At 65.6% G+C, this 20378-nt stretch carries 16 protein-coding genes; 12 read left to right on the top strand and 4 right to left on the bottom strand.

All coding sequences use genetic code 11. The features are described from left to right. The first annotated feature begins 134 nt into the window (after positions 1 to 134). From ACLJEU_RS09050 to ACLJEU_RS09025, 6 genes are all read left to right on the top strand, one after another. Positions 135 to 1682 (top strand): DegQ family serine endoprotease, encoded by a 1548-nt coding sequence (locus ACLJEU_RS09050; protein WP_414662285.1) that lies wholly within the window; start codon positions 135 to 137, stop codon positions 1680 to 1682. Positions 1683 to 1844: 162 nt separating this feature from the next. Further along, positions 1845 to 2522, top strand: coding sequence for a response regulator transcription factor (locus ACLJEU_RS09045; protein WP_414662284.1), 678 nt, complete (start codon positions 1845 to 1847; stop codon positions 2520 to 2522). Next, positions 2515 to 3900 (top strand): HAMP domain-containing sensor histidine kinase, encoded by a 1386-nt coding sequence (locus ACLJEU_RS09040; RefSeq protein WP_414662283.1) that lies wholly within the window; start codon positions 2515 to 2517, stop codon positions 3898 to 3900. Before ACLJEU_RS09045 ends, ACLJEU_RS09040 begins: the two co-directional genes overlap by 8 nt. A 66-nt stretch (positions 3901 to 3966) precedes the next feature. Then, a complete protein-coding gene (locus ACLJEU_RS09035; protein ID WP_414662282.1) occupies positions 3967 to 5244 on the top strand; it encodes a 3-keto-disaccharide hydrolase in 1278 nt (425 codons plus the stop codon). Positions 5245 to 5278: 34 nt separating this feature from the next. After that, positions 5279 to 6070 carry a dienelactone hydrolase family protein gene (locus ACLJEU_RS09030; protein ID WP_414662281.1) on the top strand — a complete coding sequence of 264 codons (792 nt, stop codon included), beginning with the start codon at positions 5279 to 5281 and terminating at the stop codon, positions 6068 to 6070. Between the two features lie 66 nt (positions 6071 to 6136). Next, positions 6137 to 8290 carry a tetratricopeptide repeat protein gene (locus ACLJEU_RS09025; protein WP_414662280.1) on the top strand — a complete coding sequence of 718 codons (2154 nt, stop codon included), beginning with the start codon at positions 6137 to 6139 and terminating at the stop codon, positions 8288 to 8290. A 182-nt stretch (positions 8291 to 8472) separates the two neighbouring features. Here the strand turns inward: ACLJEU_RS09025 and ACLJEU_RS09020 are convergent, their stop codons facing one another. Further along, complete coding sequence (locus tag ACLJEU_RS09020; RefSeq protein ID WP_414662279.1) at positions 8473 to 9903, bottom strand: coiled-coil domain-containing protein; 1431 nt, start codon at positions 9901 to 9903, stop codon at positions 8473 to 8475. Then, a complete protein-coding gene (locus tag ACLJEU_RS09015; RefSeq protein ID WP_414662278.1) occupies positions 9900 to 11609 on the bottom strand; it encodes a hypothetical protein in 1710 nt (569 codons plus the stop codon). The genes ACLJEU_RS09020 and ACLJEU_RS09015 overlap by 4 nt, the downstream gene beginning before the upstream one ends. A gap of 62 nt (positions 11610 to 11671) precedes the next feature. On the opposite strand from ACLJEU_RS09015, the gene def reads away from it, so the two are divergent. The 5 genes from def (at position 11672) to ACLJEU_RS08990 (ending at position 15703) form a co-directional block, all read left to right on the top strand. After that, complete coding sequence (gene def, locus ACLJEU_RS09010; protein WP_414662277.1) at positions 11672 to 12250, top strand: peptide deformylase; 579 nt, start codon at positions 11672 to 11674, stop codon at positions 12248 to 12250. Then, the gene (locus tag ACLJEU_RS09005; protein WP_457795364.1) at positions 12247 to 13329 is read left to right on the top strand and encodes a Gfo/Idh/MocA family protein; all 1083 of its coding nucleotides are present in this window, start codon (positions 12247 to 12249) and stop codon (positions 13327 to 13329) included. The genes def and ACLJEU_RS09005 overlap by 4 nt, the downstream gene beginning before the upstream one ends. Before the next feature lie 52 nt (positions 13330 to 13381). Further along, entirely contained in the window at positions 13382 to 13942 is a 561-nt protein-coding gene (locus tag ACLJEU_RS09000) for a cob(I)yrinic acid a,c-diamide adenosyltransferase (protein ID WP_414662275.1), read from the top strand. 149 nt (positions 13943 to 14091) lie between these two features. Then, positions 14092 to 14676: a DUF6580 family putative transport protein gene (locus ACLJEU_RS08995; protein ID WP_414662274.1), complete on the top strand. Its 585-nt coding sequence runs from the start codon at positions 14092 to 14094 to the stop codon at positions 14674 to 14676. Positions 14677 to 14728: 52 nt separating this feature from the next. After that, complete coding sequence (locus ACLJEU_RS08990; protein WP_414662273.1) at positions 14729 to 15703, top strand: serine hydrolase; 975 nt, start codon at positions 14729 to 14731, stop codon at positions 15701 to 15703. A 31-nt stretch (positions 15704 to 15734) separates the two neighbouring features. On the opposite strand, the gene dacB is transcribed toward ACLJEU_RS08990, so the two are convergent. Continuing rightward, positions 15735 to 17303, bottom strand: a complete 1569-nt coding sequence (gene dacB / locus ACLJEU_RS08985; protein WP_414662272.1) for a D-alanyl-D-alanine carboxypeptidase/D-alanyl-D-alanine endopeptidase — start codon at positions 17301 to 17303, stop codon at positions 15735 to 15737. A 262-nt stretch (positions 17304 to 17565) separates the two neighbouring features. Next, entirely contained in the window at positions 17566 to 18399 is an 834-nt protein-coding gene (locus ACLJEU_RS08980) for a hypothetical protein (protein WP_414662271.1), read from the bottom strand. A 169-nt stretch (positions 18400 to 18568) separates the two neighbouring features. Here ACLJEU_RS08980 and ACLJEU_RS08975 point away from each other — a divergent pair, with 169 nt between their 5' ends. Then, positions 18569 to 20122, top strand: coding sequence for a sodium:solute symporter family transporter (locus ACLJEU_RS08975; protein ID WP_414662270.1), 1554 nt, complete (start codon positions 18569 to 18571; stop codon positions 20120 to 20122). Positions 20123 to 20378: the final 256 nt, after the last annotated feature.

Below are 20378 nucleotides of genomic sequence, written 5' to 3'. Positions count from 1 at the left end.
TCAGGACCAAGGAATCCCCGGTTCGCCGCCCGACCACCCAATTCCAATCCCGGTGCAAACCTTACAATTCTGTAATGCCCGCGAAAGGTCCCCGACACAACGGTGTGGCATCTTCACCGGCATCGAAAGCAACCATGAACACCTTCACTTCCTCTTCACACTCTCTCTTTAACCGCCGGAAGGCCCTCTGGGCTGCAGGCGCACTCGCTCTCGCGGGCGCGTTCGCCGCCGGCGCGCAATCTGCCGGCACCCCCGCGAAACCCGCGGTCAACGTCAAACGCGACTCCGAACCCGTCAACCGCGGCCCGCTCGAAACCGGAAGCTTCTCGAGCGTCGTCAAACGCGTCGCCCCGAGCGTGGTGAAAATCACCACGAGCACGAAGGCCCGCAAGGTCGCCGCGAATCCGAACCAGTTCCCCGGCTTCGACAATCCGGTCTTCCGCCAGTTCTTCGGCGGTCAGGTGCCGGAAGTCCAGCAGCCGCCGCAGAGCGGTCTCGGCTCGGGCGTCATCATCAGCGCCGACGGCTTCATCGCCACCAACAATCACGTGGTTCAAGGCGCCGACGAGGTCATCGTCGCCCTCGACGACGGCCGCGAGCTCAAGGCCCGCGTCGTGGGGCGCGACCCGCAGACCGACATCGCCGTCATCAAGGTGGACGCCACCGACCTACCCGCGATCACGTTTGCCGACTCCGGCAAGATTGAAGTCGGTGACCGCGTGCTCGCCATCGGCAACCCCTTCGGTATCGGCGAAACGGTGACGACCGGCATCGTCAGCGCCAAGGGCCGCCGTCCAGGCCTCGGCCTTGATTACGAGGACTTCGTCCAGACCGACGCCGCGATCAATCCGGGTAACTCCGGTGGCGCACTCGTCGACGTCGAAGGCCGCCTCATCGGCATCAACACCGCGATCCTCAGCCGCACCGGCGGCTTCCAGGGCGTCGGTCTCGCGGTCCCTGCGAATCTCGTCAGTCAGGTCGCCGACGGCCTCGTGAAGAACGGAAAAGTCGTACGCGGCTACCTCGGTGTCGGCGCGCAGGACATCACGCCCACGCTCGCCGAATCGCTCGGACTCAAGGCGCGCAAGGGTGCGCTCGTCGCGGACGTGCAACCGGACAGCCCGGCGGCCAAGGGCGGACTCAAGAACGGCGACGTGATCACCGCGGTCAACGGCCAGCCGATTGAAGATTCGAATCGGCTCACGTTCAGCGTCGGCGCCGTCTCGCCGGGCACGAAGCTCACGCTCGACATCATCCGCGACGGCAAGCCCGAGGAGCTCACGCTCACCGCCGCCGAACGTCCGGGCAATGTCGCCCGCGGCCATCGCAACGGCCGCAACGCCGACCCGGAGGAACTCGCGAAGAACGACGAGGGCGTGCTCAACGGCGTGCACGTCGACGACCTCGCCCCGCAGATGCGCTCGCAGCTGAACCTGCCGGCCCGCCTGAAGGGCGCCGTCATCACGAACGTCGATCCCGCTTCGCCCGCCGCGAAGGCCGGTCTCCGCGCCGGAGACGTGATTCTCGAGATCAACAAGCAGCCCGTGACGTCGGCCCAGGACGCCGTCGACCTCAGCCTCAAGGCCGAGGGGAAGAAGACACTCCTGCGCCTCTTCTCCCGCGGCAGCACCAGCTTCGTGGTCGTCGACGAAACCGACGCCAGCAAGAACGCCTCGGAATAACTTTGGGTACAGCGAAGTTAGTTGTGACAGGTGGTCACCCCGGTTGCTTCACGCAACCGGGGTGTATTTTTGCCGCCGCCGCTGAGCCGGGTTCGGCGTTATCCGTGGCACTTCACAAACTCCTCGACCCTCGCCGCATCACCCTCGACCCTTTGCCCGTCTATGCGCGTCCTCGTCGTCGAAGATGATGCCAAAATTGCGTCGTTCGTCGTGCGCGGCCTGAAGCAGGCCGGCTACGCCGTGGACCACGCTCCGGACGGCGAGACCGGTCTCGCGCTCGCGGACTCGACGGACTACGACGCGGCGATTGTGGACGTGATGTTGCCGCAGCTCGACGGCATCAGCCTCGTCAAACGCCTGCGCGCCGCCCGCAAGGCCACGCCGGTATTATTCCTGAGCGCGAAGAGCTCAGTCGATGATCGCGTGCGCGGACTGCAGGCGGGAGGCGATGACTACCTCACGAAGCCGTTCGCATTTTCCGAACTCGTCGCGCGGGTGCAGGCGTTGATCCGCCGCGCGACCTCATCGCCGGAAACGACCCGGCTGACCGCCGGCGACGTCACGCTCGATCTGGTGACGCGTGAAATCACCTGTGCCGGCCAGCCGGTGGAACTGCAGCCGCGCGAGTTTTCGCTGCTCGCTTTTCTTTTGCGTCACGTGGGCCGCCCGGTGAGCAAGACGATGATCCTCGAGCACGTGTGGGACTACAGTTTTGATCCGCAGACGAACGTCGTCGACGTGGTGATGTCGCGCCTCCGCGCCAAGATCGATCCGGACCACAAGCGCATCGAAACCGTGCGCGGCGTCGGCTACATCTTCCGCCCCCACGGCCATGCTTAGGCGCCTGCGCCAGTCCCTCGCGCTGCGGCTCGCGTTTCAATACGCGCTCGTTTTCGCCGTCGGCGCGGCGCTGCTCTTCGGCGTCCTTTACTGGCTGCTCGCCGACGCCCTCGACACCCGCGAACGCGCCGCGCTGATCCGCCAGACCGAGGAGTTTTCCGAGGCCTTCGAGCGGGGCAACATCGCCGCACTGCGGGCCCGCGTGGACAACAACTCCTCGCCCAACGCCAGCGCGTTCTTCGTGCGGCTGATGCGGCCCGACGGCAGCGCCGTTTACCAGAAGTGGCCCGCCGACTGGATCGAAACCCAGATTCAGCAAATCCCCGTCGGCGACCTCACCGTCACGCGCGAGATCCAGACGCTGCGCCTGCCGCAGAACGCGCTGCGCGACTACACCATCGCCACGCGGCAGTGGACCAACGGCTGGCAGCTGCAGGTCGGCCGGCTGCTCGACAGCCGCGCGGTATTGCTTTTGCCGTTACGCGGTGCCTTTGCCGCCGTGGGTGGCGCCGCGCTGATCCTTTCCGTCGCGGTCGGCACGCTGCTGGCGTGGCGCGCGACGCGGCCATTGCGGGCCGTGTCGGACACCGCGCAACGCATCATCGAGACGGGGGACAGCTCCGCGCGCGTCGCCGGCCCCGGCGGCACCGGCGAACTCGCCGTGCTGGTCCGTCAGCTCAACACCCTGCTCGACAAGAATGCGACCCACGTGCGCGTGCTGCGCGAGACGCTCGACAATCTCGCCCACGATCTGCGCACGCCGCTGACGCGCCTGCGCGGCACGGCCGAACTCGCCATGCAGGACGCCGGCGACCCGGCCGAAGCCCGCGCCGCCCTCGCCGACTGCGTCAACGAATCGGACCGCGTCCTCCACCTGCTCGAAACGCTGCTCGACATCTCTGCCGCCGAAGCCGGCGCGCTGAAACTCAACCGCGACATGATCGACGTGCGCACGCTCACGGAGCGCGCCGCCGATCTCTACCGCGAAGTCGCCGAGGAAAAGCGGATTCAGGTCGCGCTCGAACAGCCCGCGGCCGCCGAACTTTCCGCCGACGCGATCCGCCTCGGCCAGGCCGTCAACAACCTCCTCGACAACGCCCTGAAGTACACACCCGTCGGCGGCCGCGTGACGCTGGCGACGCGCGACGAAGCCACGGCGGTCATGGTGACCGTCAGCGACAACGGTCCGGGCGTTCCGCTGGCCGAGCGCGAAGCCATTTTCCGCCGGCTTTACCGCGGCGACGCCAGCCGCTCCCAGCGCGGGCTCGGCCTCGGGTTGAGCATGGTGAAGGCCATCGTGGAAGCCCACGGTGGCACGATCACCGTCGACGACGCGCCCGGCGGCGGCGCGCGTTTCACCGTCCGTCTGCCGAAATAGCCAGGAGGCCGTCGCGCGGCTCCCTCCCCGGCACGTGACGCGCGCGCTCCGTTTTCCCTTTCCCCGGTGGCCACGTCCGCTTGGATGCACGCGAACGGCTTTCGCCCTGCGAAGGCACCCCTTATCGCCCCGATGGACGTCATGAACATTCGCACCCTCGCCCTCACCGTTTCGCCCCTGCTCTTTCTGGCCGCGCCCGGCAGCAGCGCGGTCTCCACCGGCAGTCCCTTCTACGGCGACCCGCCCGATCAGCACCACCCTTGGGCAATCCACGATCGCAACCGGCCGCAGCCGAAGCGCGTGGAGCCCGGCACCTACAGCACCGCCGACAAGCCCGGCAAGCCGCCGTCCGATGCGATCGTGCTCTTCGACGGCACGGCGGAGTCGCTGGCCCAGTGGGAGTCTGATGTGAAGGAAGTGCCCGCGCCGCCGACGAAATGGGTGGTGAAGGACGGCGCGATGGAGTGTGTACCGAAATCCGGATACATCCGCACCAAGTCGCAGTTTGGCGACATCCAGCTCCACGTCGAGTGGGCCGCGCCGAAGCAGGTGCAGGGCGACAGCCAGGGTCGCGGCAACAGCGGCATTTTTCTGATGGGACTCGCCGAGGTCCAGGTCCTCGACAACTACAACAACCCGACCTACGCGGACGGCTTCGCGGCATCGGTCTACGGCATCAATCCGCCGCTCGCCAACGCGCTCCATCCGCCCGGCGAGTTCCAGTCGATCGACATCATCTTCCGCCGCCCCATTTACCAGAACGGCAAGCTGATCGATCCCGGCTACCTCACAGTTTTCTGCAACGGCGTCCTCATGCAGGATCACACACCGCTCGAGGGCCCCGGCGGCCACATGAAACGATCCGTGTCCCGGCCGTTTCCCGAGAAGGGACCGCTCAAGCTGCAGGACCACGGGAATCCCGTTCGCTTCCGCAACATCTGGTACCGCGAGCTGCCGCCGCGCGCGATTGAAGGCGGAACCGACGGCGTGCTGACCGCCGAAGCGACGACCGCTAAGCGCAAGGAGATCGCCGCCGGTCTCCGCCGCGAAGCGGCCGCGTTGAAGGCCACCCCGACCGCCGAGATGCTGCGCCTGGCTGAATCGCTCGTCTACGAGAAGGAGCCGGCCGCCACCAGCGCCGTCGAGACGATGGCCGCGCGCTATGTCGCGGAAACCAGCGCGCTCGCCACCGATCAGCAGGAGAAACGCAAGGGCGAGATTCAATCCGTGAACCGCGCGTTCAAGTACCTCGCCAAGTTCAACGTCGTCCCGGCTTCCTTCGCGCCCATCGCCGCCCTCGATCGCATCGAGAAGGCGCGCGGCTGGGACGAAAAGAAGAAGTAAGTCGCAGCCCCCGCCCTTCGGAACTCTCCTTCCCATGACCCTCCGCGAAACCGAGACCGTTGTCCTTTCCACGCCGACGGGGCCGATGCAGACATACGTCTTCCGCCCGTCGGCGCCAGGGCGGTATCCAGGTCTGCTGCTGTTCTCGGAGATCTTCCAGGTCACCGGACCGATTCGGCGCACGGCAGCCCTGCTCGCCGGCCACGGCTTCATCGTCGCCGTGCCGGAAATCTACCATGAATTCGAGCCCGCCGGCACCGTCCTCGCCTATGATCAGGCGGGAGCGGATCGCGGGAACGCGCTCAAGACCACCAAGGAGCTGCGGGCCTACGACGACGACGCGCGCGCCGTGCTCGCGTATCTGAAAAGCCACGACCAGTGCACGGGCCGGCTGGGCGTCATCGGGATCTGCATCGGCGGACACCTCGCGTTTCGCGCGGCGATGAACCGGGACGTGCTGGCGGCGACGTGTTTCTACGCAACCGACATCCACAAACGGGGCCTCGGCCGCGGGATGAATGATGACTCGCTCGATCGCATCCCCGAAATCGCGGGTGAACTGCTGATGATCTGGGGCCGCCAGGATCCGCATGTCCCGCTCGAGGGCCGGCAGAAGATTCACGCCGCCCTCAACGCCGCCGGCACGCATTTCACCTGGCACGAGTTCAACGGCGCCCACGCGTTCCTCCGCGACGAAGGTTACCGCTACGATCCCGAACTGGCCCTGGCCTGCTACGGCTTCGCGCTTGCGCTCTTCCGCCGCAAATTGGGCGAGGGCGATCAACCGGCAACCGCCGCGGCAGGGAAGGCCGAGACGAAACATTAGCGCGAACTGCAAGTGCCGGCGGACTTGGAGCTTTTCGCGTGGCCGGCGCTCCTCTCATCCTGCCGGATGCTTATTTCGGGCGACACCACCTCACCTGCCCGCGCGGTCTCTTCCGGGCGAATCTGGCTCGGAGGCGCCGCTCTCGTCCTGGCCGCGTTCGCGACCTATTGGAACAGTCGGAACGTCCCGTTCTTTTTCGACGATCCGATTGCCGTGCTGGAAAACCCATCGATTCGCGATCTCGGCGACCTCGGCCGCGTGCTCTCGACGCCGGGCGATGGCAGCGGCGCATCTGGCCGGCCGATCGTCAATCTGAGCCTCGCAATCAACTACGCCCTCGGCGGAAAAAGCGTCACGGGTTATCACCTCGCCAATATTTTTTTCCACGCCGCCGCCGGCCTCGCGCTGTTTGGCTGCGTGCGTCGCACCCTCGCCAGCGCGGCTGCGACCACCACTCTGGCGACGGCGGCGCTCCCGCTGGCGTTTGTCAGTGCGCTGCTCTGGGTGTTGCACCCGCTCCAGACGGAATCGGTAACGTGCGTCATCCAACGCACCGAGCTGCTCGTGGGCTTGTTCTACCTGCTTACGCTCTACTGCTTCATCCGCATCGTCGAAACACCCTCGAACCTCTGGAGCGCCCTGGCCGTCGTCAGCTGCTTTCTCGGCATGGCCAGCAAGGAAGTCATGGTTTCAGCGCCGCTGCTGGTGCTGCTGTACGATCGCACATTCGTGGCCGGTTCGTTCGCCGCGGCGTGGCGGCAGCGTCGAGGAATTCATCTCGGACTGATGGCCAGCTGGCTGCTGCTGGCATATCTCGTGGCCGGCGGCGGCGGCACTCGCGGCAGCGTCGCTGGTTTCGGAGTGGGCGTCACCTGGTGGTCCTACGCGCTGAAACAGTGCGAGGCCATCATCATGTATCTCAAGCTGACCGTGTGGCCGAATCCACTCGTGGTGTTTTACGGCGTGGATGTGATCACCGATCCGGCGCAGGTGTGGCTGCAGATCATCGTGCTGGCGGCGCTGGTCGGCGCAACGTTCTACGCGCTGTGGCGCAAACCGGTGCCGGGCTTTCTCGCGTTCTGGTTTTTCGCGATTCTCGCTCCCAGTTCGAGCGTCGTGCCGCTGGTCAGCCAAACCGTATCCGAACACCGGTTATATCTGTCCCTCGCCGCTCCGGTCACGCTCGCCGTGGTGGCGCTGTACCGCTGGGCGGGTCGCGCCTCCATTGTCGCCACCACCGCTGCGGCGATCGCCCTCGCGCTCACGTCGGCGGCGCGCAACACGGACTTTCGCAGCGAGCTTTCCATCTGGTCGGACACGGTCGCCAAGGTGCCGCAGAACGCGCGCGCCCGCGTCAATCTCGGCGCCGCGCTGAAGAACGCGGGCAACGCCGAAGCGGCTCTCGCTCAATTCCAGTCCGCGCTCACCCTCGATCCGACCTCGGCGGAAAGTCTCAACAACGTCGGCAGCCTGCTGATCGACCGCGGCCGGCCCGCCGAGGCGATTGATCCCTGCCGCGCGGCGCTGCGCCTGAAGCCGGACTTCGCCCTCGCCCACAACAATCTCGGCATGGCGCTGGTGCAGACCGGCAAGGTGGCGGAAGGCATCACCCATCTGCGGACGGCGCTCAAGCTGCAGCCGGAGATGGTGGAGGCTCACTGCAATCTCATCCCGTCGCTGCTGCTCGCTGGTCAGCCCGATCAAGCCATCGCGCACGGCGAAACCGCGGTCCGGCTTAAGCCGGATTTCGCGCTGGCTCATTTCTACCTGGCCAACGCCTATCTGCAAACGACCCAGCTTGATCGCGCGGTCAGCGCGCTGGAATCCGCGGTGAAATTCAAGCCGGACTATGCCGACGCCCTGCTGAACCTCGGCAGCCTTTACTATCGGAAGGGCGATCCCGCACGCGCCATTCCGCTCTATCAGCACGTCCTGGCCATCAACCCGACGTCGATCAACGCGCGCAACAATCTCGCTAGCGCGTTTTTTCAGACCGGAAAAATTCCCGAAGCCATCGAGCAGTACCGGGCCGCGCTCAAACTCGTGCCGACCTACGTCGAAGCCCGTTCGAATCTGGCCCTGGCACTCGAGCGCAGCGGCCAGATGGCCGAGGCAATGGCCGAATACGAAACGGCGCTGCGGCTCAAGCCGGACGAACTCCGCGCCAAGGAAGGCCTCGCGCGAATCCGCGCCGCCGCGACGCCGCCGCCGAAGCCCTGAGAGAGCGTCGATTGAGGTAGGGCGCGTTGGCCCCAACGCGCCGCTTGACGAAGTTCATCACGGTGAGCGCGGCGGCTTGGGGACAAGCCGCCCTACCCTCCGTCAAACGCTTTCGACGATCTCTGATCCGAACTAACCCGGGAGCTTTCCGCTTGGCAGCTGCGAGCGCGGGGGCTCCACCCTCACTGCAGTTTCAACGGCATCGAACGGACGCGGCCGATGAGTTCGTCGAACAACGTCGCCGTCTGCTGGCTCTTGATGTCGGGTCCGGCCGTGATGGTTTTCGCCGGCGCGAAATTCCTGAGCAGCGCGCAATAGTCATTGTTCACCATGATGCCGAGAATTTCTCCCGTCTTGGCAAACACCAGGTCGCCCCGCTTCGGCGCGAAGTCGCCAAAGAGGCGTTTGAAAAGGCGGTTGTCGACGCGCACGATACCGGGCTCGGTCGGATCCAGCTTGAAGCCCACTTCGCCGTAGCCGCGGCCACCGCCGTCGATCAGCACGGCCTCCGGAAATTTGAACGGGTCCGCCGCCAGCGGATACACCTTCGCCCCCAGCGTCTTCACCTGCTCCGGCGCCAGGGGCAGCACCACAATGCGCGGATCCTGTTGCAGGAACTGCACGGTGCCGGCCGGACTCTGCGCCGGGCCTTTTGAAAGATTCACGGCCAGGCCTTCCCATTCGATGCCGGTTTCGCCGAGCGCGAACACGGTGTCGGCAATGTGCACCAGCGCGTAGGTCAGCTGGCCGTCCGTGACGAGCACCGTGCTGGCGTCCTTCGTCCGGTTGGCCTGTCCCAGGAAGCCGCGGCGGGTGGCGGCGAAGTTCGCGATGACGCGGTTTCCGACGTAATCGTTGTAGAGCAGGTTGGCGTTGATGGGCCGGTTGTCGCGAATCTCCTTCGTGAGCTCGCCCGACTTCTCCGCGAGCTGGCCGACGCCGGCCGCGAGCTTCGTGGTGCTCTGCGCCAGCTGCGTCGTCGTCTCCTGCACGCGGATACGCTCCTGACGCTCCTGTTCAACCTGGCCCTTCAGGGAGTCCGCGGTCTCGCGCAGGTTCTTTTTCTCCTGCTCCGACACCACGACCGCCATCGTCAGCACCTGGTTCTGTCGCTGCGACTCCTCGAGCTGTTTCTCGCGGGCGGCGAGCGACTGCCGCTGCCGCTCCGCCTCAGCCTGCTTCTCGGCGAGCTCGCGCTGCAACTGTGCCAGCTGCTCGCGGGTCATGGTGGCTTCCTGACTCGCCGCGGCGACCTTCTTCCCGAGTTCGGCTGCCGCCCGTTGCGATTCCGTCAGCGTGGCGGCGACCGCATTGCGCTCCTCGGCGAGCCGGGCGCGCTCAGCCTGGACCTGCGTGAGGCTCTGTTCCCGCGCGGCCAGCGCGGCATCGGTGGCAGAGAGCTTCTGGGCCAGTTCATCGCGCACGGCTTTCTCATCGGCCATGGACTGGCGCATCGTTTCGACGAGATCCTGATCCTTCGTCACCGCGTTCGCGGCGAGTTCGGGCACCGGCGGCTGCTTCGGCCGCGGCGGCTCGGCTGATTCCCACCGCGTGAGCGCGAGCAGCGTCAGCAGCAGGAAATCGCAGAGAATGAGCAGGAGCGTCTTGTTCATAGGGCGGCTGACCCGCGGGATGACGTGGCGATGGGCTCACCACCGGTAAGCCCGGTGGTGGCGGCGATCTGGCCCTCGAGGATCAGCTGCCGCTTGTAGGGACGGACGTGGTAGATCTTCACCAGCGCCACGCACGTGATGCCGAACAGATTGGAGGAAAAGGCCGCGATCAGGTTGGCCTTCGCGATGCCCAGCGTGATCAACACCATCGCCACCGCGGTGCCGCCGATGCCCACGTAGAGACCGAGGTCGAAGAGGTTTTCCTCGTTCTCCATCAGCCGCAGCTTGACCAGCGGCGGCACGGTCTGTTGCGACACCTCGCGGATTTTCATCAGGCAGAGAAAATAAACGGCAATCTGCAGCACGGCGAAGACGCCGATCGAGATGAGGTTGGTGGCTTCCATGGTTGAGGAGGGTTGGGAGTCGGAAGTGGCGAGGACGCTCGAGAGGACAAGGACGGGCCGGCGAAGCTGAAACTCGGACGCGGGTGCAGCCTGGAGGAGGAAGGGCTCGGTCACGACCAGCAGCAGCAGCGCAAACAGCACGGAAATCATGCCGGCCTTCATGTGCCCGAGCGAAAGCGGCAGCGGCGAAAACGTTCCGGGCCGGACCAGCCACCGATCGAGGCCGCGCAGCAGGAGCCAGACACCGGCAAACACGCCAAGATATTTCAAGGCCAGCGTCAGCTGCGGATGCGTGAGCGCGAGTTCAGCCGCGGCGCTCAAGGCCGGCGTGCGCGTGTGATTGATCGGCACCCGCCGCAAGAGCAACTCGCGTGCGGCCCCTTGGCCGAAGCCGAGCGCCATCTTCAAGTCCTCCAGTCCGGTCTTCCCGTATTCAATCAGGTATGCGGCCACGCGATCCGCGGAATCCGAAAACAACGCCGCCGCATAGATCAGCGGCAGTTGATCCGGCGCGACCCGCGCGAGATGGGCGTACTCGCCCACGGTCTTGGAGCTGTCCGTGCGGCGCAGGAGCTCGGCGATCTGCGCCCAGTCAAGCCGGCGGCCGAGCGAGAGCAGATTGACGAACACGTTCTCCAGTTCGCCCAGTTCTTTCTTTTGCAGCGCGGTCTCCGCCAGCGTGCGCAACTCCCGCTGCAGCGGTGGCGACAGATGGCCGCCCTGATACAGCAGGCCCGTCATCAGAATCAGCGCATCGAGCGGCTGTCCGCCGGGTCGCATCGCCGGCACGAAGCGCCCCGTGGCGGTCAGTTCGCGCAGCTTCAGCAGCGACTGCACGCCCTCGGAGCCGGATTTCTCCAGATAGGTACGCAACGTGAGCCGCGCGCGCTCCGTGTTGAAAAACGTCAGGACCGGCGTGCTCTCCCGCCGCCCGGAATCGGCGCGCAGGTTGAACAGCGGATCGAGGAAGGGGTCCCAGCCGCCCCACGCCATCAGGCCCGGCTTGCGCGTCGCAAACTCATCGACCGCCCGGGCCAGCGCCGGGGCGCGCGGGTCGTTGGTCGTCTTCGCCGCCGCCAGCACGAGCGCGGCGGGACCGATTTTCTCCACGTCCGCCAGATCGCGCCCGTAGGCACCCAGCGAAGGCGTGCCAGCTCCAGCCGCACGCAGCAGCATCGGGCTTACCGACTTCAAGTTGGCGGGAAGCAACCAGGCCGCCACTGCAATGAGGATCCCGCACCCGACGAGCACCGGCGCGGAAAACGCCGTGGTCATGCGCTGGTTCGTAGGGGAATCGCTCATTGACCGAAGTATTTATTTGCCCGCTGGAAATGGGAAACTCACGCTGCCGCCCCTAACGACCGATGTCGCTGCGAATTGTTCACTACAACGAGCCTGTTTTGCACACCAAGGGTGAGAAAGTCACCTCATTTGACAGTGCGCTGGCGCGACTTGCCGAGGAAATGATCGCGACGATGCACGAGGCCGCCGGCATCGGCCTCGCCGCGCAGCAGGTCGGGCGCGCGCTGCAATTGTGCGTCGTCGATCTGCGCGAATCCGACGCGGACTTCACCTGGGAAATCGACGGTGCCCGCCCGCCGCTCGATCTCTTCATGCCGATGGTGATGGCGAACCCGAAGATCACGAAAGTGCCCGGGACCGAGGAAACCGTTTACGAGGAAGGCTGCCTTTCGTTTCCGAAAATCCGTGGCGATGTCGTGCGGCCCGACGCCATCGTGGCGACGTTCCAGGACGAGCACGGCGTGATGCACACGTTGAAGTGCAACGGGCTCTTCGCGCGCTGCATCCAGCACGAGGTCGACCACCTGAACGGCGTGCTGTTCATCGAGCGCATGGACAAGAAGACCCGCGGCGAAATCGAAGACGACGTCAAAGCCCTCGCGAAAGCCACCAAGGCCGCCGCCAAAAAAACCTCTCCATGAGCCAGCCCCAAAAAGCAGACGGGATGAACTACGCCCCCCAGGGCAAACCGCGTCCGGTGGTCAAGGCGGGGGAATTCACGTTCGCCGCCGCGCACCTCGACCACGGCCACATCTACGGCCAGTGCAACGGCCTGCTGGAGGCCGGCGCCGAATTGAAGTGGGTCTACGATCCCGACGAGAAAAAGGTCGAGGCCTTCCGCGCGAAGTTTCCGCAGGCCAAGGCCGCCCGCTCGCTCGACGAAATTCTCGCCGACCCCGCAGTCAAGCTCGTGACCGCCGCCGCGATTCCCTGTGATCGCGGTCCGCTCGGCCTGCGCGTGATGGCCGCCGGCAAGGACTACTTCACCGACAAGACGCCGTTCACGTCACTTAACCAGCTCGACGCCGCGAAGGCCGCGGTCGCGACAACCGGGCGGAAGTACATGGTTTATTTCTCCGAGCGACTGCACGTCGAGTCCGCCATGTACGCAACCGATCTGGTCGCCGCCGGCGCGATCGGCCGCGTGATTCAAGTCATCGGGCTCGGCCCGCACCGCCTCGGCAAAGCCAACCGGCCGGCCTGGTTCTTCGAGAAGGCGAAGTTTGGCGGCATCCTCACCGACATCGGCAGCCATCAGTTTGAACAGTTCCTGACTTACACCGGTGCCACCGACGCCACGATCACGCAGGCGGCCGTGGGCAACTTTGCGAATCCGGACAAACCGGAGTTCGAGGATTTCGGCGAAGCCTCGCTGCTCGGCGACAATGGTTCGTCGAACTACATCCGCGTCGACTGGTTCACACCCAACGGCCTGAGCACGTGGGGTGACGGCCGCACGGTGATCCTTGGCACGAAGGGTTACATCGAGCTCCGCAAGTATCTCGACGTCGCGCGCGACAAGAGCGGCGATCAGGTTTACATCGTCGACGACGCCGGCGAGCGCCACCTCAACGTCACGGGCCAGGTCGGCTTCCGTTTCTTCGGCGAGCTCATCCTCGACTGTCTGAACCGCACCGAGAAAGCCATGACCCAGGCGCACGCCTTCAAGGCCGCTGAACTCTGCCTGCGCGCGCAACTCGCCGCGCGCAAAATCGCTTGAGACCACGCGGGCCCGCGCGCCGCCGATCGCGGCGTTCGTTTTGCCGTCGCCGATGAGCATCGCCACCCGGACCGGAGACGACGGCTCCACCAGCCTGCTCTACGGCCAGCGCGTGCCGAAGGACCATCCGCAGATCGAAGCGGTCGGTGCCTTCGACGAACTCAACACCGCTCTCGGCTCCGCCAAGCCGCTGCTGAGCCGCGATCCGCGCGGCGACACCATCCGCACCCTGCTCACCGCCACGCAGAAGAATCTCGTCGCGCTGATGGGCGAGCTCGCCTGCGCGGAAAGCGACGCGGCCCGGTACGCGGCGTCCCGTTTCGAAAAAATCTCCGCGGATGACGTCGCGCGGCTCGACGCCGCCGTCGTCGCCCTCGAGGCGCGCGGCCTGAAATTCGACGGCTGGGCCACCCCGGGAGCGAATGCCTGCGCCGCCGCCTTCGACGTCGCCCGCGCCACCGCCCGTCGCGCCGAGCGGCGACTGGCATCACTGCCCGCCCACGGCCGCACCCTTCGCCCCGAGCTGAGGCAGTTCGTGAACCGCCTCTCCGATTTGCTGTGGCTCCTCGCGCGCGAACAGGAACAGGAGGAGGCGACGGACAAGCGCAGTTGAAAGTTGAAAGAATCGGTCAATTCCGGATCTACGCCCACTCCGTGGCCCGGTCTTTCAACCTTCACCTTTCAACTTTCAACTCCGCCCAGCCTCGCCGGCGCCCCGACAGCGTACTTGTCACGGGGCCGATTCATCCCACGCTTCCGTCCATGTCTCTCGTGCCCGCCCTCGTGGTCCTCGTGCTCGCCGCCGGCTGGCGCATTCTCGCCCTGCACGCGCCGGCGCTGTCGAATTTCGCCCCGCTGATGGCGCTGACGTTCTGCGCCGCGGTTTACTTCCGCGACAAGCGCGCCTGGGTGGTGCCGTTCGCGGCCCTGATGCTCTCCGACGTGTACCTGGATTACCACTACGCGATGACGTTCGGCGAAACCTGGCACTGGCCCAGCATGGCCGTCCGCCTGGTGTGTTTCGCCCTCGCCCTCCCGCTGGGTCGTTTCGTCGCGCAGCACAAGAGCTGGGTGACGCTCCTTGGCGGCGCCCTCGCCGGGTCGCTCGTCTTCTTCCTCGCCACCAACACCGATGCCTGGATCCGCGATCCGTTTTACGCGAAGAACGCCGCCGGCTGGTTCCAGGCGATGACGATCGGTCGCCCTGAGTTTCCCCCGACGCTCTTTTTCTTCCGCAACACCCTGCTGAGCGATCTGCTCTTCACCGGCATCTTTGCGCAGGCGATGGAGTTTGCCGCGCTCCGCGCCGGCCGCCCGAGCCTGCTCGCCCGGCGCGCCTCCGCCTGAACCCCTGAGCGGCGCTGACCACATCGGCTGCGCCGCCCGGTGGCACTCCCTGATGTTTCCGCTCAGTCGAACCTGCCGCTTCGCCGCTCTCGCCTGCGGGCTCGCCGCCGGAACCGCGCTCCTGGCCCAGTCCGCCGCCATGCCGCCGCCGTTCACTGCCTCTCCAGCCCTGGCAGCCCTCGCCCATCGGGCCGCAGCCGGGGCGTTCACAACCTTCCGCGACGCGAAACTCCTGCCGGACGAACTCGCGCTGACAGTCGTCGACGTCAGCCAGCCGGACCGGCCGACGTACGCCAGCGTGCGCGGCGACGTCCCGATCTATCCCGCCAGCGTCATCAAGCTCTTCTATCTGGCCGCTGCCCACCACTGGCTCGATACGGGGAAAATCGAGGACACCGCGGAACTGCGCCGCGCCCTGCGCGACATGATCGTGGATTCCTCCAACGACGCGACGCACTACGTGATCGATTTGCTCACTGGCACAACCAGCGGCCCGGAACTTTCCGCTGACGCGATCACAGTCTGGTTCGAGCAGCGCAACGCCGTGAATCGCTACTTCGCCGGTCTCGGCTACACCGGCATCAACGCGAACAAGAAACCGTGGGGCGACGGACCTTACGGGCGCGAGACGCAGGCGACGCGACTCTTCGAGCAGAAACGCAACATGCTCACGACCGACGCCACCGCCCGGCTCCTCGTCGAGATCGCGACGGGCCGGTGCGTCACTGCCGCGCGGTGTGCCGAAATGATGACCCTTCTGTCGCGCACTCCGAGCGGCCCCGAAGCCGACGAACAGGCCCGCTTCACCGGTCCGGCGTTGCCGCCGGGATCGAAGCTCTGGTCGAAAGCCGGCTGGACGAGCCAGACGCGCCATGACGCCGCTTACATCGAACTGCCCGGCGGGCCAAAATTCGTGCTGGTGTGCTTCACGACGAATCACGCCAAGGAAACAACGATCATCGCCACGGTCGCCCGCACGATTGCCGAAGGTCTGATGAATTCAGAAGCCAGGAAGCCAGGAAGGTAAGCGAGGAAGTAAGCCTAAGCGGGCTCGAGCCTCATGGCTTCCTGGCTTCTAGATTAACCCCGCCCACATCGATCCGCCCCCGGAAGCCGGCCAGCATCACCGCGATCGCGTCCACATCCTCGCGGGCAAAGCGTCCCGTCGGAGTGACGCTGCGATTCAACATCGCACTGAAGGCCAGCCGCTCGCCCGCCGCAGTCGTGACGTAACCGGAAAGTGAGGACGCCCAGCGCAGCGTGCCGGTCTTCGCGAGCACGTTGCCTTCGGCGGCGGTGGCCTTCATGCGTCGGCGCAGGGAACCGTCAACGCCCGCAATCGGCAGGGACTCGGCAAAGGCCTTCGCCTCGCGATGCGCCGCCATGAAACGGAGCAGCGCGACCGTCGCGTTCGCACTCGTGAGATTGTTGCGCGACAACCCCGACCCTTCATCGAAACGCACTTCGTCCGCCGGGAGTCCGCTGCGGCTCAGGAAATCCCGGAGCGCGCCCACCGCCAACGGCTCGGTCGTGCGCCAGAGGGGTGCGTCCGCGGGTCGAACCGCCTCCCCGACCTGCGCGAAGATCAAATCGGTCTCGAGGTTTTGCGACGGTTTCATGAACGCAGCCACCATGTCCCGCAGCGGCGGTGAGGTGAGCTCGCCCAGCTTCACCGCACCTTGCGGCACCGGAGACGCTTCCGGCCAGCGCACGATGCGTGCCTCGCCGCCGACCGTGATTCCGGCCCGAATGAGCGCCTCGCGCAACGTGGCCGCAAACCAGCGCTCCGGCTGCGGAATCGTCACATCGAGCAGGTGCTCCGCCCCGCCCACGGGCATCTCGCCGAATAGGTAAACAATGTTCCCGCCCGGGGCGCGCCACGAGTGCAGGGAGCGCGCCGTGCCTTCCGGCGCGGTCACGGTGCGGTTTAGAAACACGAGTCCAGAGAGCGGATACAACACCTCGACCTGGCAGGGCTGACCGGCGATCGCTGCCGGCGTCACGCGGACGTCGATGAAGTTTTCCTCCAACGTCAGCGCTGACAACTCCGCACCGTAGTCGTCGGTCAAATCCTCCACCACCCAGCCCGCACCATAGGCGGGCGAGTGGAAAAACGTCGCGTCGCCCACCACCGCACCCGCGATGTGCCGGACGCCGGCCTGCTTCAGCACGGCGATGAAAGGATCAAACGTCCGCCAGAAATCCCCACCCCGTGGCTTCGCCTTCCAGCTGGGATCGCCGCGGCCGCTCACGATCAAATCGCCTGCGATGCGCCCCGCGGCATCGGGTTTCGCCGTCGCCAGGATCGGCGTCACGATGCGAAAATCGCCGCCGAATCGATCAAGCGCCAGCGCGCCCGTGTAGAGTTTGCTGTTCGAAGCCGGACTCATCAACCGGATCGGCTGGTGTTCGAACACGGTCTGACCGCTGTCGACGCTCGCGACCTTGACGCCCCACAGCGCACCAGCGAAGCGCGGCTGGTTCACATGGGCATCGAGTTGCTGCCGCAATTCCGGCAGCGACGTCGCAGCCTCCACCACGGCCTCGGCCGCCTGCGCCACCGCCACGGTGAGGAAAGCCAGGAGCGGAAACCCGATCGTCCACCAGCCATGTGAGTTTCGTTTCATCAGTTGGGCGCGGCCGGAAACGGTGTCGGCCCGCCCTCCTCAGCGCAATCGCAGACCGCGCCCCGCCTCGGTGGAGTCGGCAGGCGCGCGGCCGGCCATCCCGCTCACGCGCGCGCGCATGCGTTCCGCATAGTGCGCCGCCACCGGATCGCGCACGTGGTTCCGGTTTGCCTCGAGTTCGATCCACGGGGCCGCGCGAGCGACGACTCGGCCCCGGAGTTGGCTTGGATCCGCTGGCGTCGCGGACGCCGCCCTCGTGATCTTACTGTACGCGCACCAGCAGCGCGCCGAGGGCGCGGAGATGGCGCAGGTGATCGTCGGGCGCTTCGCCGGCAAAGCCGAGCACGGCGCAGTGGCCGCGCGAAAAGCGACTGAGCAATTGCAGGCCGCCGACCCACGCTTCCGGCGGTGTCACGGCGCTGCGTTTGCCATCGAGCTGGCGAATCAGGAAATCAGCCGTCTCGGTCGTACTCGCGTAACCCTCCGGCACCTGCTGGCTGTGGCTGATCACGAGGCGTTTCCGGCCGTCCGCCGCCAGGCGCGCGAAACGGAGGAAGCCGGCCATGAGTTCGCCGTCCACGCGTTTCGCCGCGGGATCGCCGGCGTACCCACAGTAAATCGAATCGGCCATCACAAGCGCATCGATTCGATCGAACGCCCGCGGTTGCCGCAGCAGCTGGCGCACGCCGCCAAAGCCCGCGCTGAACGAGGAAACGATCACGCGGCTGATCCGGCGCGGCGCGTCCATGGACTCGCGCGACACGGCCGCCTCGACCTCCTGCACCAGCGTTTCGAATACGACGCCGCTCGCGAAGTGATCGGCGTAAACCTTGGAGAGCCCGGGTAGCGTGAGATTCACGAGCACACCCGGTGCGCCGAGCGCGGCGAAGTTCGCCTCGACCAACGCCGGCGCGCCGTGCAGGTGCAGCCAGAGTGTAACCTCAGGACCAAGCTTCGGCAGCGTCGAGGGCAGCGAAACCACGACCGCGCCCAGGCGGACCTGGCGAAATGAGATCGGGTTAACCGGATCAGCAGCCGGCGCGCTGACCGCGCAAACGGCGAGGACCAGAGCAACGAAAAGGCGGAGCGAGACCATGGCGGAAACAGTGTCTGACCTCGCACGCCCCGGACAGAAGAATTCAGAAGCCAGGAAGCCATGAATTCCCTTTTCTGGCTTCCTGGCTTTTGAATTCCACGCCACCCGGTTTCTCCTCGCCAAGGCGAGCCGCTTTTCGCTCGATGGCCCCTCCACCCCACCGACTTTTATGTCCGGCTATTTCAATTTCGGCGACTGGATCGTCATCATCGGTTATCTCCTGGCGATGATCGGACTGGGTATCTGGTTCGGCAAAGATCAGCGCACGACGCGCGACTACTTTCTCGGCAGCCGCGATATCCCCTGGTGGGGCATCGGCGCTTCCATCGTCGCCACGGAAACCAGTGCGCTGACAATCATCGGGGTTCCCGCCATCGCGTATGGCGGAAACATCGGGTTCATCCAGATGATCATCGGCTATGTGATCGCACGCATCATTCTCGCGGTGGTGCTCGTGCCGCACTACATGAAGGGCGAGATCTTCTCGCCGTATCAACTGCTGGAGCAAAGCCTCGGTCGCGGCCCGCGGCGACTCGCCGGGGCGCTGTTTCTGTTTCTCGAACCCCTTTCCGCCGGCGTGCGCGTCTACGTCGCGTGCATTCCCATCCGCCTCATGCTGGGCGAGGACATCTGCAGTCTGGGCGGGATGGTGGATCCGATCTTCGGCGCCATCCTCCTGTTCGTGGTCCTGTCGGTCGTCTACACTTATGTCGGCGGCATGAAGGCGGTGGTCTGGACCGACGCTGTTCAGATGGTCCTGTTCGTTCTCGGTGGTGCGTTCGCGCTCTGGTACATCCCGACGTTGATCGACGGCGGCTGGAGCGCGGCGATGACGAAGGCCGGCGAAGCCGGCAAACTGGCCTGGCTGAACACGGACTTCACCGTTTCAGCCCCGTTCAATCTATGGATGGGCATCATCGGCGGGACGGTGATGGTGCTCTCCTCGCATGGCGCGGATCAGCTGATTGTGCAGCGCGTGCTCGCGTGCCGCAACGTGGCGGAGGGCAGAAAGGCTCTCGTGTTCAGCGCGGTGCTCATTTTTCCCCTGTTCCTGATGTTCCTCCTGGTGGGCGTGATGCTATGGGCCTTTTACCAGAGCCATCCGTTTCAGATCCCGCTGCCCGAAAGCCGGCCGGGGATTCGATCGAACGATTTCATCTTTCCCATCTTCATCGTGACGGAGGTGCCCTTCATCATGAAGGGATTCCTGATCGTCGCCATTCTCGCGGCGGCGATGTCGTCAATCAGCTCCGCGATTTCCGCCCTGGCCTCGGTCTCGACCATGGATTTCCTGAAGCATGTCCTGAAGGGAAAAGACGAGGAGTACTTCTTCCGCCTGAGCAAACACTCGACGCTCTTCTGGGCCGCCATCCTCATCTTTGTCGCTTGGCTTTCGCGCGAGGTGACCTTCGTGCTCAATGCCGCCTTCTCGCTCCGCGGCCTGACCAGCGGCGCACTGCTGGGCGGGCTCATCCTCGCGTTGTTCGGCCGCCGGGTCGGCCCACGCGCGGCGATGGTCGGCATGGTCGCTTCCGTCGTCGTGATGAATTTCATCTACTGGCCGGCGAACATTGCGGTGACCAGGGACTGGTGGCTGCGGACGTTTGGCGGCGAAGTCTTCTGGCCGTGGTTCACGTTGATCGGAACAGTCGTCACGCTCGCGATCGCATCGGCGGTGCGGGCGGTGTGGCCCGAGGCCGAGAAGACCTCTCCCGCGGCCTGAGCCCGGGAGCGCCCGACTCAGCCGACAATTCAGTTGCCCGCGAATCACGCGAATGGCCACGAAATCCGCGGAAAGTAAAATCAGGCCACACCCAGCGGTGAGCTTCCCTGCCGGGTGTGGCCGGACTCAATGTTTATACCAATCGCTCCTTGCTTTTGGACTTCTGGATCGATCGTGGCTAAAGTCCAAAGGCAAAGAGCGATTGGTATTACGGGTCGAATTCGCGGCCATCCGCGTGATTCGCGGGAGCCCGTCT

It is taken from the genome of Terrisphaera buseokensis, from assembly GCF_047521145.2.
GTDB lineage: Bacteria > Verrucomicrobiota > Verrucomicrobiia > Opitutales > Opitutaceae > ER46.
This window is presented reverse-complemented; position numbering and strand designations above follow the sequence as displayed.

Coding starts and splice junctions, on each gene's coding strand:
- ACLJEU_RS09050 (WP_414662285.1), top strand. CDS start 135: ATGAACACCTTCACTTCCTCTTCACACTCTCTCTTTAACCGCCGGAAG.
- ACLJEU_RS09045 (WP_414662284.1), top strand. CDS start 1,845: ATGCGCGTCCTCGTCGTCGAAGATGATGCCAAAATTGCGTCGTTCGTC.
- ACLJEU_RS09040 (WP_414662283.1), top strand. CDS start 2,515: ATGCTTAGGCGCCTGCGCCAGTCCCTCGCGCTGCGGCTCGCGTTTCAA.
- ACLJEU_RS09030 (WP_414662281.1), top strand. CDS start 5,279: ATGACCCTCCGCGAAACCGAGACCGTTGTCCTTTCCACGCCGACGGGG.
- ACLJEU_RS09025 (WP_414662280.1), top strand. CDS start 6,137: ATGCTTATTTCGGGCGACACCACCTCACCTGCCCGCGCGGTCTCTTCC.
- ACLJEU_RS09020 (WP_414662279.1), bottom strand. CDS start 9,903: ATGAACAAGACGCTCCTGCTCATTCTCTGCGATTTCCTGCTGCTGACG.
- ACLJEU_RS09015 (WP_414662278.1), bottom strand. CDS start 11,609: ATGAGCGATTCCCCTACGAACCAGCGCATGACCACGGCGTTTTCCGCG.
- def (WP_414662277.1), top strand. CDS start 11,672: ATGTCGCTGCGAATTGTTCACTACAACGAGCCTGTTTTGCACACCAAG.
- ACLJEU_RS09005 (WP_457795364.1), top strand. CDS start 12,247: ATGAGCCAGCCCCAAAAAGCAGACGGGATGAACTACGCCCCCCAGGGC.
- ACLJEU_RS09000 (WP_414662275.1), top strand. CDS start 13,382: ATGAGCATCGCCACCCGGACCGGAGACGACGGCTCCACCAGCCTGCTC.
- ACLJEU_RS08995 (WP_414662274.1), top strand. CDS start 14,092: ATGTCTCTCGTGCCCGCCCTCGTGGTCCTCGTGCTCGCCGCCGGCTGG.
- ACLJEU_RS08990 (WP_414662273.1), top strand. CDS start 14,729: ATGTTTCCGCTCAGTCGAACCTGCCGCTTCGCCGCTCTCGCCTGCGGG.
- dacB (WP_414662272.1), bottom strand. CDS start 17,303: ATGAAACGAAACTCACATGGCTGGTGGACGATCGGGTTTCCGCTCCTG.
- ACLJEU_RS08980 (WP_414662271.1), bottom strand. CDS start 18,399: ATGGTCTCGCTCCGCCTTTTCGTTGCTCTGGTCCTCGCCGTTTGCGCG.
- ACLJEU_RS08975 (WP_414662270.1), top strand. CDS start 18,569: ATGTCCGGCTATTTCAATTTCGGCGACTGGATCGTCATCATCGGTTAT.